The following is a 13,089-nucleotide window of genomic DNA, read 5'->3' as shown; positions in this document are numbered from 1 at the left end:
CCCCTTACCAGGTCACGGGGAGTTCCAGTATCCCCTGGATCATTGTGTCGCCGGGCTTGAAGGGGATCTCGTCCGCCGGGGCAGCCAGGCGCAGCGCCGGCAGGCGTTTGAAGAGGCTTCGCAGAGCGATCTCCATCTCCGCGCGGGCCAGGTGCTGGCCCAGGCACTGGTGGATGCCGAAGCCGAACCCCACGTGATGGCGGGCGGACCGGTGCCAGTCGAGAGCGTCGGGGTCAGGGTAGACGTCCTCGTCGCGGTGGATGACCGAGGTGGCGAAGGCCACGGCGTCGCCCGCCCGGATCGTCGTGCCGCCTGCCTCGATGTCCTCCGTCGCCCTGCGCATCAGCCCGTCCGTGATCGACAGCACGCGCAGCAGTTCCTCTACCGCGGAGGGCATCAGCTTGGGGTTGCTGCTCAACTCGGCCAGATTATCTGGGTGTTGGAGCAGGGTGAAGGTGCCGAGCGCGATCATGTTGGCAGTCGTCTCATGACCGGCGACCAGAAGGCGGCTCACCAACGCGATGACGTACTCGGGGTCCACCTCTCCCTTGCGTAGCTGATGGTGGACTAGTTGGTCCATGACGCCGTCGCCCGGTGCCGCCTGTTTCTGTTTGCGCGAGATTAACTCACCGAAATACGTTGTCAGTTGATGGCGCGCGTCCTCGACGTCCTCGGGACGGGGACCGCGCGACAGCCGACGCGACTGCTGCTCGAAGAAGTCGTGGTCGGTGTAGGGGACACCGAGCAGTGCGCACATCGCCATCGACGCCACGGGCAATGCGAAGGCGCACACGAGTTCGCCGGGCGGACCCTGCTCGATCATGGCGTCGAGCCGTCCGTCCACGATCTGCTGGATCTGCGGGCGCAGTTCGACGGCACGCCGCAGGGTGAACCTGGACGCTACCATCTGCCGCTGAACGCGGTGCTCCGGGTCGTCGACGCCGAGCAGCGCGAGCCTTGGCCTACTTGTCTCGACGTACCGCTCGGCGAGCGCGGGGAAGTGGGGATGGTTGCGGTCGGTCGACAGACGGTGATCGGCGAGCAGAGAGCGGGCGAGTGCGTGCCCCGTGACCAGCCAGACGGAACGTCCGTCGTAGAGCGTGCCCCGGCTCAACGGGCGGGTGGCGCGAAGGGGGTCGTAGCCGGCCGGGGGGGCGTAGGGGCAGGTCCGGTCCTGAGGGAATGGCACAGGTTCCGTTTCCGGCATGGAAGACCTCGCAGACGAAGAGTGCGTCCTGCCTATATCCATGGATACAGGACGCGTCCATGGAGAGACATGTGAAGCTTCGATCAGATCGGCGGTGCGGGCAGTTTCTGTCCGGGACGCGCTTGCGGCTGCTCCCGTCGGTATCGGCTCAACTTCTGAACGAAGAGTCAGAAAAGATCCTGTTCATTCAAGCGAGAAGAAGCGACTGAAGATAGGGCTTGCGCCCCCATACACGTGAACGTGTTGAAGACTACTGTTCTTTGGCGTCGCGCTTTGATGATCTACTCACGCTCGGCATCGTATGGGAAGTCAGGAGTTCTTCCATGTGCGGAGGCCTGCGGCATGGCTCATATGGGGCGGCCGAAGGCCGAGTTGGTGCTGTGGGTGGATAGCGGGCAGCGCTTGGCCTCGATCCTTCAGCGTCCGGTCGGCGGTGATTGTCTCGGCTGGGGTGCCCGGTTTGTCCTCGGTGCCGGTGAAGCGGGCGGTCGCGTGACGCTGCGGGGGCGCCGGGTTCCACTGGCCCGGGTCTGCTCTCCTTCCGTCTCGTCGGGATGGTGGCCGGCCGTCAGCTGAGGGCCGGAAGTCGGGTGAGGTGCTGCCAGGCCAGGGCGAATGCGTCGGCCCAGGGCCAGGTGCGGTCCAGGCGGAGCCAGCGGTGTCGGGCGTGTCGGACGAGACGGGCCGGGATGCTGTAGAGGCGGTGGCGCATGGTGTCAGGCTCGGCGAGTGCCAGGTCCTCGACGTCGTGCAGGGCCAGGAGGCGGACCCAGCAGTCCAGGTCGTGGCCGAGGTTCGGGGCCAGCATCCATGCGGCGTTGACCTGCCACTTCTTGCTGGAAGGTTCCGCAGGCCCATCGCCTTGTCGGCTCTCGGGCCTTCCCCCCGAGGGGTGGACACCTGTTCGTTTCGTTATGCGGCGAGTGTCAGGGTAGCTGACAGCTGTTCGTAGGCGACGGGGCTGAGCTGTCCGTTCGCCGAGTGGCGGCGCCAGGTGTTGTACCGCGTCAGCCAGCGGAACACGGTGCGCCGGCAGGCCTCGGCCCCGTCGAAGCGCCGGGCGCCCTGGAGGATCTCCCGTTTGAGGGACGCGTGGAAGGACTCGCAGGCGGCGTTGTCCGCGCTCGTTCCGACCGCGCCCATGGACTGGGTCACGCCCAGCTCAGCGCAGAGATCAGCGAATTGGCGCGACCCGTATTGCGCCCCGTGATCGCTGTGGAAGACCGCGCCTTCGAGGCTGCCGCGGGTGGCGGCGGCCATCCTGAGTGCGTCGGCGACGAGCTCGGTGCGCATGTGGTCGGCGATCGACCAGCCCGCCACGCGGCGGGAGAAACAGTCGATGACGGTCGCCAGATACAGATGCTCGCCATCGCCGCCAGGCAGATACGTGATGTCGCCCATGTACTTCTGGTTTGGCGCGGGCGCCGAGAAGTTGCGTCGGAACAGGTCCGCAACGGGCGTGGCCGACGGCTCGGGGACAGTCGTACGTACCTTCTTGCGCAGGCGGAAGCCGGCGATACGGAACTTGCGCATCACGCGGGCGACCCTCTTCTCATTGATCTCCATGCCGTGTGTATCCCGCAGCTCGGCGGTGATGCGCGGGGCGCCGTAAGTGCCGCCGGAGTCGGTGTGGATGGTGCGGATCTTGCCGGCCAGCACCTCATCGGCCTGCTCGCGCTCGGCCCGGGCAGCGCGGGCCTCGCGCCACTTGTAGTAGGTGGAGCGGGCCACTTCGAGCACCTGGCACAGTCGCGTGACCTTGAAGGTCTTGCGGTGGTCCTCGATGAACTGGCAGCGACTCACCAGCTCATCTCCGCGGCGAAAAACTTCGTCGCCTTACGCAAGATGTCCCGCTCCGTGGCCAGGGTCGCGTTGTCCTTCCGCAAGGCGGCGTTCTCCTTGCGCAGGGCCGCTAACTCGGCCTCCAGTTCTTCCTTCGTGGCCTTGCTCACCGGTGTGTCCTTCGTGTTCTTCGTGGGGCTGTCGGCGCGGGCGCGGTCGGCGCGGATCCAGTTCCGCAGCGTCTCCGGGTTGATCCCCAGATCGCGGGCGGCCTGCACGATCGTAAGGTCGGGGTCCGAGTGGTACAGCGCGACCGCGTCGGCCTTGAACTCGGGCGAATAGACCTTCATCACCATAAGTGATCCTCCTGCCAGCCCCTCACCGGGGCTGATCGAAGGTGTCCACCACTCAGGGGGAGGGTCCCTCACCCGGTCCTCGACGGTGGCGTGGGAACGCGCGAGTGCGTCGAGGAACTGGGGCTGGTGGGAGCCGCCGATGCCCCACAGGTGTCGGATGTTGGTGGCGACGATCGCGTACTTGAAGCCGGTGCGCTTCTCCAGGGCGGTGAGCTTCTGTGCGTGCCGGGCGGAGGGCCTGACCCTTCGCACTAGTACTGCAACGGTGCTTGTTCTGATTGCTGGGCAGTTTTCAGGGGCTGTGTCCGCGTCGTTTGTAGTGGCTGATGCGGGCTTGGTGCTGGCGTCGTCGGCGCCAGGTTGACCAGTGCAGGATGTGGTCGGCCGGGGTGGGGCGGCGGTTGGTGAGGCGGGTGATCAGGCGTCGGATCTCGGCGAGGCTGAGGTGGATGAGCTGGGAGGATCCGTTTCTGCTTTGTCCGTGTCGAGCTGGCGGGCCCGCAGGACAGTCAGACAGGCGTGGGCGGCCATGGCCAGGGTCATGTGGCGGTGCCAGCCCGGGTAGCGGCGGACCTGGTAGTCGTCCAGGCCGCACTCCTGCTTCGCGGTCTGGAAGCATTCCTCGACTGCCCAGCGGCTGCCCGCGATGCGGATCAGCTCGTCCAGCGTCGTGTCGGCGGGACAGTAGGCGATGTAGTAGGAGATCTCCTCGGGCCTGCTCACGCTTCGGCGGGCGAGGACCCAGTGCCGGCGGTCCTCGCGGTGCCAGGGCCGCACCTCGACGCGGGCCCAGTCGAAGATCCGCCGGCCGTGGGCTCCTTCACCGCAGGAACGGCGTTTCCATTTCTGCCGCGGCAGGCCGGGAAACAGGTCGTGGACGGGGTGGTCGATGGACCAGCGGGTGACGACGGTGTCGTGCCGGGTGGTGGCCATGACGTGGAAGACATCCGCCTGTTCCAGCTCGAACCGCCAGCCCTTGCTGAAGCCGTAGGCGGCGTCCGCCGTCACCCAGCCGAACGGGATACGGTCGGCGATGGCCCGGCGGACCATCGCCTTGGCCATGGCCACCTTCGTCTCGAAGGCGACACTGTCGTCGATGCCCGCCCGCCGGCACCGTTCCCGGTCATCCGTCCAGGAGGTGGGCAGATACAGACGGCGGTCGATCAGAGTGCGTCCACGGCCGGTGGCGTAGGCGAGGAACACACCGATCTGGCAGTTCTCGGTGCGGCCGGCCGTTCCGGAGTACTGCCTTTGCACCCCGGCCGAACGGACGCCCTTCTTCAGAAAGCCGGTGTCATCGACGATCAGGACGGCCTCGCGGTCTGCGAGGTGTTCCACCACGTAGTCGCGTACGTCGGCCAGGACCTCGTCGGCGTCCCACTCGATCCGGTTCAGCAGCCGGTGGATGCGATCGGGACCCGTATGCCCGGCCTCCTCCGCCAGCGTCCAGCCGTTCTTCCGCTCCAGCGGCGCAACCAGCCCACGCATGTAAGCCAGCGCCGACTGACGCGGCTCCTCCCGGTTGAACCGGTGCACGAACCGCTCATGCAGAGCACCCAGTTCCCCCGCCCACAACCTGACACCAGCAAGGTCCCCACCCATAACAACACCAACGACTGAACTGGCCAGCAGTCACGGCAAAGACCGTTGCAGTACTAGGGCGCGTATCGAGTCGTGATCAGCTGGTGGGCCGGGTGAGGTAGTTGATCCAGATCATCGAGGCTCGTAGGTGGAGGCCGGCGAGGTAGCTGTCTGGGGTCTTGTCGTATCGGGTGGGTGCGCCACGAGGCGCCATGGAATCGAGTGAGGTGAGAGACCTTCACCGCCGGGTTGTCGCAGCAATCTGGCTGAAGCTGGGGGCAGTTCGATTCGGGGGATGCCGAGTCGAGCGGTAAGCAGCCCCGACAACGTCGGGACGGATTGGCACTGCCAGACGGTCCGGGTCCGGCTAGCGAGACGGGAAGGTGCACGCGAGGAATCAGTGCTTGACGCCCCGTAATTACGACACCGGCTCCAACCTGGCGGATATGGGCCGGACGCAGTGCACGACCACCGCTGGCCGGTGGTCGACTCCGAAGCCGACTCCACGTATCGGTGGGGAGGCCACGCCGAAAGCCTGCGGCGTAAGCGTGGCGATGCTGCCGGGGTAGAGCTGGGCACCTCACCCGTCGATCGATTCCGTGGTGAACGTGGGAACTGCCCGCGGTCGCCCAAGGACCGGACGTCCAGTTCGGTCAAGGGCAGGCCCATCGCCGGCTGATGGTCGTCGGGCAGGACGGAGGCCCCGTAGTACTCCGAGGCCGGGAGAGCCGGCCACATGGGGAAGGGGGCCAGCAAGTCAGCAGTAAGGAAACTGGAATGCCGGGAGGCTGTCGCCGGTGAATACCGACGAGCTGGAATGGGCCTTGATGAAGGCCGAACGCCGGGTACTGGAGATCCAGACCAAGCTGCACCGTTGGGCTGCTGATGATCCTCATCGCAGGTTCGACGATCTGTTCAACCTCGTGGCCGATCCCGCCTTCCTGTTGGTGGCGTGGGACCGTGTCCGGGGAAACAAGGGTGCCCGCACGGCCGGAGTGGATGGGAAGACCGCACGCTCCATCGAGGCCGGGCAGGGAGTCGAGATGTTTCTCGGCAGGCTGCGGACTCAGATTAGAGACCGCAGCTTCCGACCGGTTCCCGTGCGCGAGCGGATGATTCCCAAGGCGAATGGCAAGCTTCGTCGTCTTGGGATTCCGACCGTGGCGGACCGAGTGGTCCAGGCGTCCTTGAAACTGGTGCTGGAGCCGGTGTTCGAAGCGGATTTCCTCCCGTGTTCCTATGGGTTCCGCCCGAACCGCCGGGCTCATGACGCGATCGCCGAGACTCGCTATCTCGCCAGCCACGGATATGAGTGGGTGGTGGAGGGCGACATCACGGCGTGCTTCGACGAGATCTCGCACCCGGCCCTCATGGAGCGGGTGCGGAATCGAATCGGGGACAAGCGGGTGTTGTCCTTGGTGAGGGCGTTTTTGAAGTCCGGGATCCTGTCCCGGGACGGGGCCTTCACGGACACACGCACTGGGACCCCGCAGGGCGGGATCCTGTCGCCGCTGCTGGCCAACATCGCTCTCTCGGTCCTGGACGAGCACATCGCCCAGACCCCCGGAGGACCAGACAGCACCTCCGAGGATCGGCGCAGGAGACGGCGCCGGGGATTGCCCAACTACCGGCTGGTCCGGTATGCGGATGACTTCCTCGTGCTTGTCTTCGGGCGCCGTGAGCACGCCGAGGAATTACGCGATGAGGTCGCGGAGGCGTTGAAGCCGGTGGGCCTTCGCCTGTCGGTGGAGAAGACAAAGATCACGCACATTGACGAGGGCCTCGATTTTCTCGGATGGCGCATCCAGCGGCACCGGAAACTGGGCACTGACCGGCAGTACATCTACACCTATCCGGCACGGAAATCAGTGCGTTCCGCAACGGCCAAGGTGAAGGAACTGACTGGACGGCAGAACGTCGGCTTGTCGCTGGAGTCCTTACTCCACCGGCTGAACCCGGTGTTGCGAGGATGGTGCGCGTACTTCCGTCCCGGAGTGTCAAACGTCGCTTTCTGTTACCTCAGCCACTACACGTGGATGAGGGTGACACGATGGATCCGGCGCAAGCATCCCGGGATCACTTGGAAGCAGCTCCGCCGACGCTATTACGGCGGTGGCTGGTGGCCTGCCACGGAGGAAGGGGAACTGTTCAACCCGGCAAAGGTAAGCACGACCAGATACCGATACCGGGGAACACTCATCCCGACCCCGTGGCCCATTACGGCATGAGGAACTGAACACCCCGAAACGGGATTTGCGGAGAGCCCGGTGCCCGGAGACGGGCACGCCGGGTTCGGGAGGCGGCTCGGAGAAACCCACTGGTGGAAACACCAGCAGGGCGCCCCGAGTCGACCTCACCGATGCCTCGCCAGGCCTTGAGCTTGTTGATCAGACGCTCGACGGTGTTCCTCTCCTTGTAAAGGGCGGCGTCGTGGCTGACGGGTCGACCGCCTGCGGAGCCCTTCTTCTTCCGGTTTGCGGCCTGGTCTTTCTTCTCCGGAATCACTGCCCTGATGCCGCGCCTGCGCAGGTGGGTCCGGTTCCCGCGGGAGGAGTAGGCCTTATCGGCGGCGACCGCTTCCGGCCGGGTGCGGGGGCGGCCGACGGGCCCGCGGACCCGTAACTGCTTGAGCACGGGGATGAACTGCGGGCTGTCCGCGGCCTGGCCCGCTGTCAGCACGAACGCCAGCGGGCGGCACTTGCGGTCGGCGGCGAGGTGGACCTTGCTGGTCTGCCCGCCCCTGGAGCGTCCCAGGAGGGCGGCCTTCAGCCGGAGTTTTCGCCGACGCCGGACGCGTCGTCGTTCCTCCCGCCCGTTTCCGCGAGGTGGGGCAGGCCGAGCTTGTCGGCTGTGGTGCGGATGCGGTTGCCGGTCAGTTCGTCATAGACCGACAGCGGCCGCCTCCCGACCTCGATCTGGGTTGCGGCGGACCGGTTCAACAGGGCCTGCAACGGCCCGATGCGACCGGACGCGGAGGACTCGCTCCGCGGTGGTGGCGGCTCGTCGCCAGTCGTGGTGCGGCGGTTCCTGCCGGTCGGCAGGCCGTCCCAGTGCTCGTCCTGCTTGACAACCACGCCGCGGCCGACCGCCCGCGGATGGCTGGACAGCAGGGTCTCGCCGCTGGCATCGGGAACGGTCGTGTGCAGCATGACCTGGGACTTCGTCGCCCTGATCTCGACCAGCTGACGTGGGCGGACCTTGCGGGCGGGCACCGAGTAGAGGTTTCCGCCGAACGCGACCAGGCAGTCCTTGCCGACCGGCCGCAGATGCCGCTCGGCCACCAGATAGGGCGACGGCGGCAACGGCTTGAGGGCGGCGTGATCCCGGGCGGCCCGGTGCCCGATGACCTCGTGGTGGGTGGCGTGGGTGCGGGCGCGTCGCTGCGGCACCCACGCCATGAAGGCGGCATCCAGTTCCTCGAGCGAGGAGAACGCCCGCCCGGCCAGCACGTGATCACGCACGATCAACACCTGGCGTTCGACCCGGCCCTTCCCGGTGGGCCGGTAGGCGGCCAGCACGTCAATGTCGAAGTCGTAGTGGCCTGCGAAGCCGACCGCTTCCGGATGCAGAGGCACCGCCTCGCCCGGGGCGACGTGCCGGCGCACAACGGTCTTGGTCCGGTCGTAGACGATCGACATCGGCACCCCGCCGAAGTGCACAAACGCCCGCCGGTGGCAGTCGAAGAAGGTCTGCAGGTCCTGGCTCGTGGTAAAGCAGCAGAACGGGTCGCGCGAGTACGACAGCACCATATGGAATGAGTAGACCTTCGGGATTCCCAGGTGGGCGAGGATCTTGCCTTCATCGCCCCAGTCGACCTGAGCCTGGGCCCCGGGAACCACCTCGAAGCGGCGGTGCATACCCGCCAACTCCCGCGGCTCGATCCCCAGTTCACCCGCGATCCGCGGCCGGGCCTCCTGCAAATACAGCTTGACCCGCTGATAGTTGATCGTCGAGCTGTACTCCTTCACCAGACGCTCGTGCACCATGGCGCCCTTGATGAGGATCTCTGCCCGCAGCATCGCGTCGATCAACGGCGCAACCTCGTCGACCACCTTCTTCCGAGGCCGTCCATTCGACGTCTGCCTCGGCGGCACCGACGCCGCCGTGCTCGACAGATACTTGCGGACCGTCTTGCGGTCCAGCCCAGTCTCCCTGGCCACCTCCGTCAGACTGACCGCTCCTGACTCGACCAGAGCACGGAACCGCCGCAGTTCCAGCCAGCGCTGCGGGTCCAAAACCACCGCGCCACCGCCCTCCGCCACCCTTCACCGGACAAGCAGCAGAGTGCCGGGCACCACGATTCACCGCACCATCAAGCGTCCCTTTTCACTCGTACGCGACCGGGGACGATCGTGTGTACGCCGACAGCAGCCCGCCGGCGGCGCTGTGCCTGCGGCGCGTGTTGAAGAAGTCCGTGATCCACGTGGCGATCTTCAGCCTGGCCTCGGTGTGGGTGGCGAAGCGGTGCCGGTGGATGTACTCGACCTTGATCGACGAGTGGAACGACTCCGCGGCCGCGTTGTCCAGGGCCGACCCCACACGCCCCATGGACTGCACCACTCCAAGACGGTCACACAGCGCGTTGTACGCCTCACTCGTATATTCCGACCCGCGGTCCGAATGAAGGATCACTCCGTCCACGGTGCCGCCGCGTGTCGCGGCGGCCATCTGGAGCGACGCGCTGACCAGGGGCGCTTCGTGCCGAGGACCCCTCGCATAGCCGAGAACGCGTCGGGAGAATGCGTCGTGGACGCTCGCGAGGCAGAGCTTGCCCTCGCCGGTTTCGATCTCGGTCATATCGCCCCACCACAACACGTCCGGTGCGACCGCATCGAAGCGACGAAGTACCAGGTCACGGGCGGCCTTGCGCTTGCCCTGCCGGGTCAGGTTCCTTCGCCGGCACGGGGGGCTTGCGGCCCTGCAGGCCGAGCTCGGCCATGAGCCGGGCGACGGTATTCTGCGAGACCTTCCAGCCCTCGGACCACAGGTCCAGCGTGATCCTGGGCGAGCCGTAGGTGTTGCCCGACCTGCGGAAGAAGTAAACGATCCGCTCGGCCAGCGCAGCCCGTCTGACCTCGGACTTCGTCGGCTGTCCGGGGCGCCGGCGCCATTTGTAGAACCAGGACTTGGACACGCCCCATGCCCGGCAGGCCAGAGTGTGCGGGACCTTGTGCCTGGTTTGCTGGTCGGCGATGAAGCCCGCCATCGTCACTTCGTCGCCTCCTTCACCCAGAGGACCACCGATCGCTTGAGGACATCGCGCTCCATCCCGAGCTCAGCGCTCTCCTTGCGCTGCCGGGCATTCTCCTCCCGCAGCCGCTGCAGTTCCCCGCGCTCGGACTCGTCCAGCCCGCCGCGGGCCTCCGCGTCCACACGGGCCCTCGCCCGGTGAACCCACGTCTGCAACGTGCCCTCATGCACCCCCAGATCCCGCGCCACCTGCGCAGACGGCTTCCCGGTCTCCAGCACGATCCGCACCGCACCCTCACGGAACTCGGCATCGTACTTCCGTCGCTTCTCCACCATGACCCTCAACTACCCCTATGGTCATGTCAATCCCCTCGTTGTGTGGAGAGTTTCTAGGCGGCCAGCTCCAGGGCGGAGCCGGTCCGATGCTTATGTTCGTAGTCGATCGGGCTGTGGTACTCGCATACGCTGTGTAGTCGGCGGGTGTTGTAGAAGCCGGTGATCCACGTGGCGATCTTCAGCCGGGCCTCGGTACGGGTGTCGAAGGTGTGCCGGTAGATGTATTCGACCTTGAGGACGCTGTTGAATGCCTCGCTGACGGCGTTGTCGAAACATGAGCCGACGCGTCCCATGGACTGGGTCACGCCGAGACGGCGGCAGACCCGCTTGAACCGGCGGGAGACGTACTCGCTGCCCCTGTCGCTGTGAAAGATCACGCCTTTCACGTCGCCTCCGCGGGTGGCTGCGGCCATGTGCAGTGAGGCCACGACGAGTTCGGCATCGTGGCGAGCGCCCATCGCGTAACCGAGCAGGCGGCGTGAGAACAGGTCGATCACCGTGGCCAGGTAGAGCTTGCCCTCACCCGTGACGATCTCGGTCATGTCGCCGCACCAGACTTGGTCCGGGGCATCCGCGCTGAAGTCGCGGCGCACGAAGTCCGGCGCCGCGGCCCGCCTACCGGGGCGGGTGAGCCCGCGACGCCGGCGTACCTTCCGTCCGGCCAGGCCCAGCTCGGCCATGGTCTTCGCGACGGTGTTCACCGAGACGCGCCATCCCTGCCTGACGAGCGTGATCCACACCTTCGGTGAGCCGTAGGTGCCGCCCGAGGCGTCGAAGACGCGCCGGACGGCCTCGGCCAGCTGTCCGCGCCGCACTTCGCGGGCGGTGACAGGCCTGTCCTTCCACTTGTAGAACCACGACTCGCTCACGCCCAGCACCCGGCAGGACGTGGTGTGCGGAATGTTCTTCTCGGCCTTGCAGTCGCTGATCACCCCGGCCAGCCGGGCCGGGTCCGCGGCAGCTACTTCACCCACAAGGCCATGTGAACCGCCCCGTGTCAGGTAGAGACTCGATTCCGTGAAAGGATTGAGTCATGGCACGACCCTCCCATTACCCGCTTGAGCTGCGCCGTCGCGCGGTGCGCATGGTCGCCGAAGTGCGCGACGACTACCCGAACGAGACGGCCGCCTTGCAGGCGGTCGCGAACAAGCTCGGTATCGGCTCCCGCGAGACTCTGCGGAACTGGATGAAGCAGCAGGAGATCGACGCGGGGCAGCGTCCGGGGACGACGACGGAGGAGTCCACCCAGCTCAAGGCGCTGAAGAAGGAGAACGCCGAGCTGAAGCGGGCGAACGAGATCCTGAAGGCCGCGGCGAGTTTCTTCGCGGCCGAGCTCGACCGGCCACACACGCGCTCGTAGCGTTCATCGACGAGCACCGGGACCGCTTCGGCGGGGTCGAGCCGATCTGCAGGACGCTCACCGCACACGACTGCAAGATCGCCCCTTCCACGTACTACGCCCACAACAAGCGCCTCCAGACGCCCTCCGCCCGTTCGGTGCGTGACGAGGCACTCAAGGAGAGGATCCAGGACGTCTATACGTCCAACTACCGTGTCTACGGAGCCCGGAAGATCTGGCGAGAGCTGAACCGGCAGGGACATGCGGTGGCCCGCTGTACTGTCGAGCGCCTGATGCGCGAGCTCGGTATCCAGGGCGCGGTGCGCGGCAAACGCGTCATCACCACGATCCCCGGCGGACAGGTCCAGCGGGCCCCCGATCTGGTCGACCGCGACTTCGTCGCCGCGGCTCCGAACCGGTGCTGGGTGGCGGACTTCACCCATGTGAAGACCTGGTCTGCGACCGTCTATGTCGCGTTCGTCGTGGACACCTTCTCCCGCCGGATCGTCGGCTGGTCCGCGGCCACCGTGAAGGAGACCGTCTTTGTCCTGGACGCCCTGGAGATGGCCATCTGGCAACGCGATCGCGACCAACAGTCCATTCAGCCCGGAGAGTTGATCCATCACTCCGACGCCGGGTCGCAATACACATCGTTCAAGCTCGCCGAGCACCTGGACGCCGCCGGCATCGCGGCGAGCATCGGATCCGTCGGTGACGCGTACGACAACGCCCTGATGGAGTCCACGATCGGCCTGTTCAAGACCGAGTTGATCAAGCCCCAGCGGCCCTGGAAGACGCTCTCCCAGGTCGAGTTGGCCACCGCCGAGTGGGCCGACTGGTACAACCACCGAAGACTCCACGGTGAGATAGGCCACGTCCCGCCCGTCGAATACGAAGCCAACTACTACACGGAACTCACGAAACCCCAGGTCACAACCACAGTCTGAGATCTCTATGGAACCCGGGGCGGTTCAATGCACTGTTTGAAGACGTCACGTTCCATCTCCAGCTCGCGGATGCGCTTGTTCTTCTCGTTCATCTCCCGGCGCAGCCGCTCCAGCTCAGCGCGTTCACCCTCCCGCAGCCGGCCGCCCGAGGCGGCGGGCGCGGGCCGGTCGGAGGAGGCCGAGCCGTTCCTCCTCCAGCGTGAGACCCAGCTGTGCAGCGTCCCCGGATGCACTCCGAGATCCTCGGCGACCTCCGGGATCGGCTTGCCCGTCTCGATCACGATGCGTACAGCACCTTCACGGAACTCGGCGTCGTACTTCTGTTGCTTGGACCCCATGAACCTCAACTTC

At 66.3% G+C, this 13,089-nt stretch carries 12 protein-coding genes and 1 pseudogene; 2 read left to right on the top strand and 11 right to left on the bottom strand.

The window, feature by feature from the left end; all coding sequences use genetic code 11:
- Positions 1 to 4 precede the first annotated feature (4 nt).
- The 4 genes from ABIE67_RS01725 to ABIE67_RS01710 form a co-directional block, all read right to left on the bottom strand.
- The gene (locus ABIE67_RS01725) at positions 5 to 1,207 is read right to left on the bottom strand and encodes a cytochrome P450 (protein WP_370252254.1); all 1,203 of its coding nucleotides are present in this window, start codon (positions 1,205 to 1,207) and stop codon (positions 5 to 7) included.
- A 568-nt stretch (positions 1,208 to 1,775) separates the two neighbouring features.
- Positions 1,776 to 2,015, bottom strand: a complete 240-nt coding sequence (locus ABIE67_RS01720; RefSeq protein ID WP_370252252.1) for a transposase — start codon at positions 2,013 to 2,015, stop codon at positions 1,776 to 1,778.
- 104 nt (positions 2,016 to 2,119) lie between these two features.
- Positions 2,120 to 3,345 (bottom strand): IS3 family transposase gene (locus ABIE67_RS01715; RefSeq protein WP_370268061.1). Its coding sequence is split into 2 segments (ribosomal slippage): positions 2,120 to 3,033 and positions 3,033 to 3,345, totalling 1,227 coding nucleotides; the frame shifts between segments, so codons are not numbered across the junction.
- A 417-nt stretch (positions 3,346 to 3,762) separates the two neighbouring features.
- Entirely contained in the window at positions 3,763 to 4,947 is a 1,185-nt protein-coding gene (locus tag ABIE67_RS01710; protein WP_370252250.1) for an IS701 family transposase, read from the bottom strand.
- Positions 4,948 to 5,723: 776 nt separating this feature from the next.
- Between ABIE67_RS01710 and ltrA the strand changes: the two genes are divergently transcribed.
- Positions 5,724 to 7,154: a group II intron reverse transcriptase/maturase gene (gene ltrA / locus ABIE67_RS01705; RefSeq protein WP_370252167.1), complete on the top strand. Its 1,431-nt coding sequence runs from the start codon at positions 5,724 to 5,726 to the stop codon at positions 7,152 to 7,154.
- Here the strand turns inward: ltrA and ABIE67_RS01700 are convergent.
- The 6 genes and pseudogenes from ABIE67_RS01700 to ABIE67_RS01675 all read right to left on the bottom strand — a co-directional run.
- Positions 7,144 to 7,776: pseudogene (locus tag ABIE67_RS01700) on the bottom strand (IS5 family transposase); the annotation flags it as partial. The gene ltrA and the pseudogene ABIE67_RS01700 overlap by 11 nt on opposite strands.
- Complete coding sequence (istA, locus tag ABIE67_RS01695; protein ID WP_370252248.1) at positions 7,692 to 9,167, bottom strand: IS21 family transposase; 1,476 nt, start codon at positions 9,165 to 9,167, stop codon at positions 7,692 to 7,694. The gene istA and the pseudogene ABIE67_RS01700, both read right to left, overlap by 85 nt.
- An 85-nt stretch (positions 9,168 to 9,252) precedes the next feature.
- A complete protein-coding gene (locus ABIE67_RS01690; protein WP_370268057.1) occupies positions 9,253 to 9,777 on the bottom strand; it encodes an IS3 family transposase in 525 nt (174 codons plus the stop codon).
- A gap of 1 nt (position 9,778) precedes the next feature.
- Positions 9,779 to 10,132 (bottom strand): IS3 family transposase, encoded by a 354-nt coding sequence (locus ABIE67_RS01685; protein ID WP_370268020.1) that lies wholly within the window; start codon positions 10,130 to 10,132, stop codon positions 9,779 to 9,781.
- 2 nt (positions 10,133 to 10,134) lie between these two features.
- Positions 10,135 to 10,452, bottom strand: a complete 318-nt coding sequence (locus tag ABIE67_RS01680; RefSeq protein ID WP_370252246.1) for a transposase — start codon at positions 10,450 to 10,452, stop codon at positions 10,135 to 10,137.
- A gap of 53 nt (positions 10,453 to 10,505) precedes the next feature.
- The gene (locus ABIE67_RS01675) at positions 10,506 to 11,426 is read right to left on the bottom strand and encodes an IS3 family transposase (protein ID WP_370252244.1); all 921 of its coding nucleotides are present in this window, start codon (positions 11,424 to 11,426) and stop codon (positions 10,506 to 10,508) included.
- 59 nt (positions 11,427 to 11,485) lie between these two features.
- Between ABIE67_RS01675 and ABIE67_RS01670 the strand changes: the two genes are divergently transcribed.
- Positions 11,486 to 12,738, top strand: a protein-coding gene (locus ABIE67_RS01670) for an IS3 family transposase (protein WP_370252242.1) whose coding sequence is annotated in 2 segments (ribosomal slippage) — positions 11,486 to 11,768 and positions 11,768 to 12,738 — 1,254 coding nt in all. Because the reading frame shifts where the segments join, the coding sequence is not laid out codon by codon here.
- A 5-nt stretch (positions 12,739 to 12,743) separates the two neighbouring features.
- Here the strand turns inward: ABIE67_RS01670 and ABIE67_RS01665 are convergent.
- The gene (locus ABIE67_RS01665; protein WP_370252237.1) at positions 12,744 to 13,076 is read right to left on the bottom strand and encodes a transposase; all 333 of its coding nucleotides are present in this window, start codon (positions 13,074 to 13,076) and stop codon (positions 12,744 to 12,746) included.
- Between the last annotated feature and the right edge of the window lie 13 nt (positions 13,077 to 13,089).

This window comes from Streptomyces sp. V4I8, from assembly GCF_041261225.1.
Classification (GTDB): Bacteria; Actinomycetota; Actinomycetes; order Streptomycetales; family Streptomycetaceae; genus Streptomyces.
The sequence above is the reverse complement of the archived record's forward strand: the minus strand, read 5'-3'. Positions and strand labels throughout refer to the sequence as shown.

Bases quoted from the DNA above. Each gene is read 5' to 3' on its own strand.
- ABIE67_RS01720 (WP_370252252.1), bottom strand. From the start codon at position 2,015: ATGCTGGCCCCGAACCTCGGCCACGACCTGGACTGCTGGGTCCGCCTC.
- ABIE67_RS01725 (WP_370252254.1), bottom strand. From the start codon at position 1,207: ATGCCGGAAACGGAACCTGTGCCATTCCCTCAGGACCGGACCTGCCCC.
- ABIE67_RS01710 (WP_370252250.1), bottom strand. From the start codon at position 4,947: ATGGGTGGGGACCTTGCTGGTGTCAGGTTGTGGGCGGGGGAACTGGGT.
- ABIE67_RS01665 (WP_370252237.1), bottom strand. From the start codon at position 13,076: ATGGGGTCCAAGCAACAGAAGTACGACGCCGAGTTCCGTGAAGGTGCT.
- ABIE67_RS01685 (WP_370268020.1), bottom strand. From the start codon at position 10,132: ATGGCGGGCTTCATCGCCGACCAGCAAACCAGGCACAAGGTCCCGCAC.
- ABIE67_RS01680 (WP_370252246.1), bottom strand. From the start codon at position 10,452: ATGGTGGAGAAGCGACGGAAGTACGATGCCGAGTTCCGTGAGGGTGCG.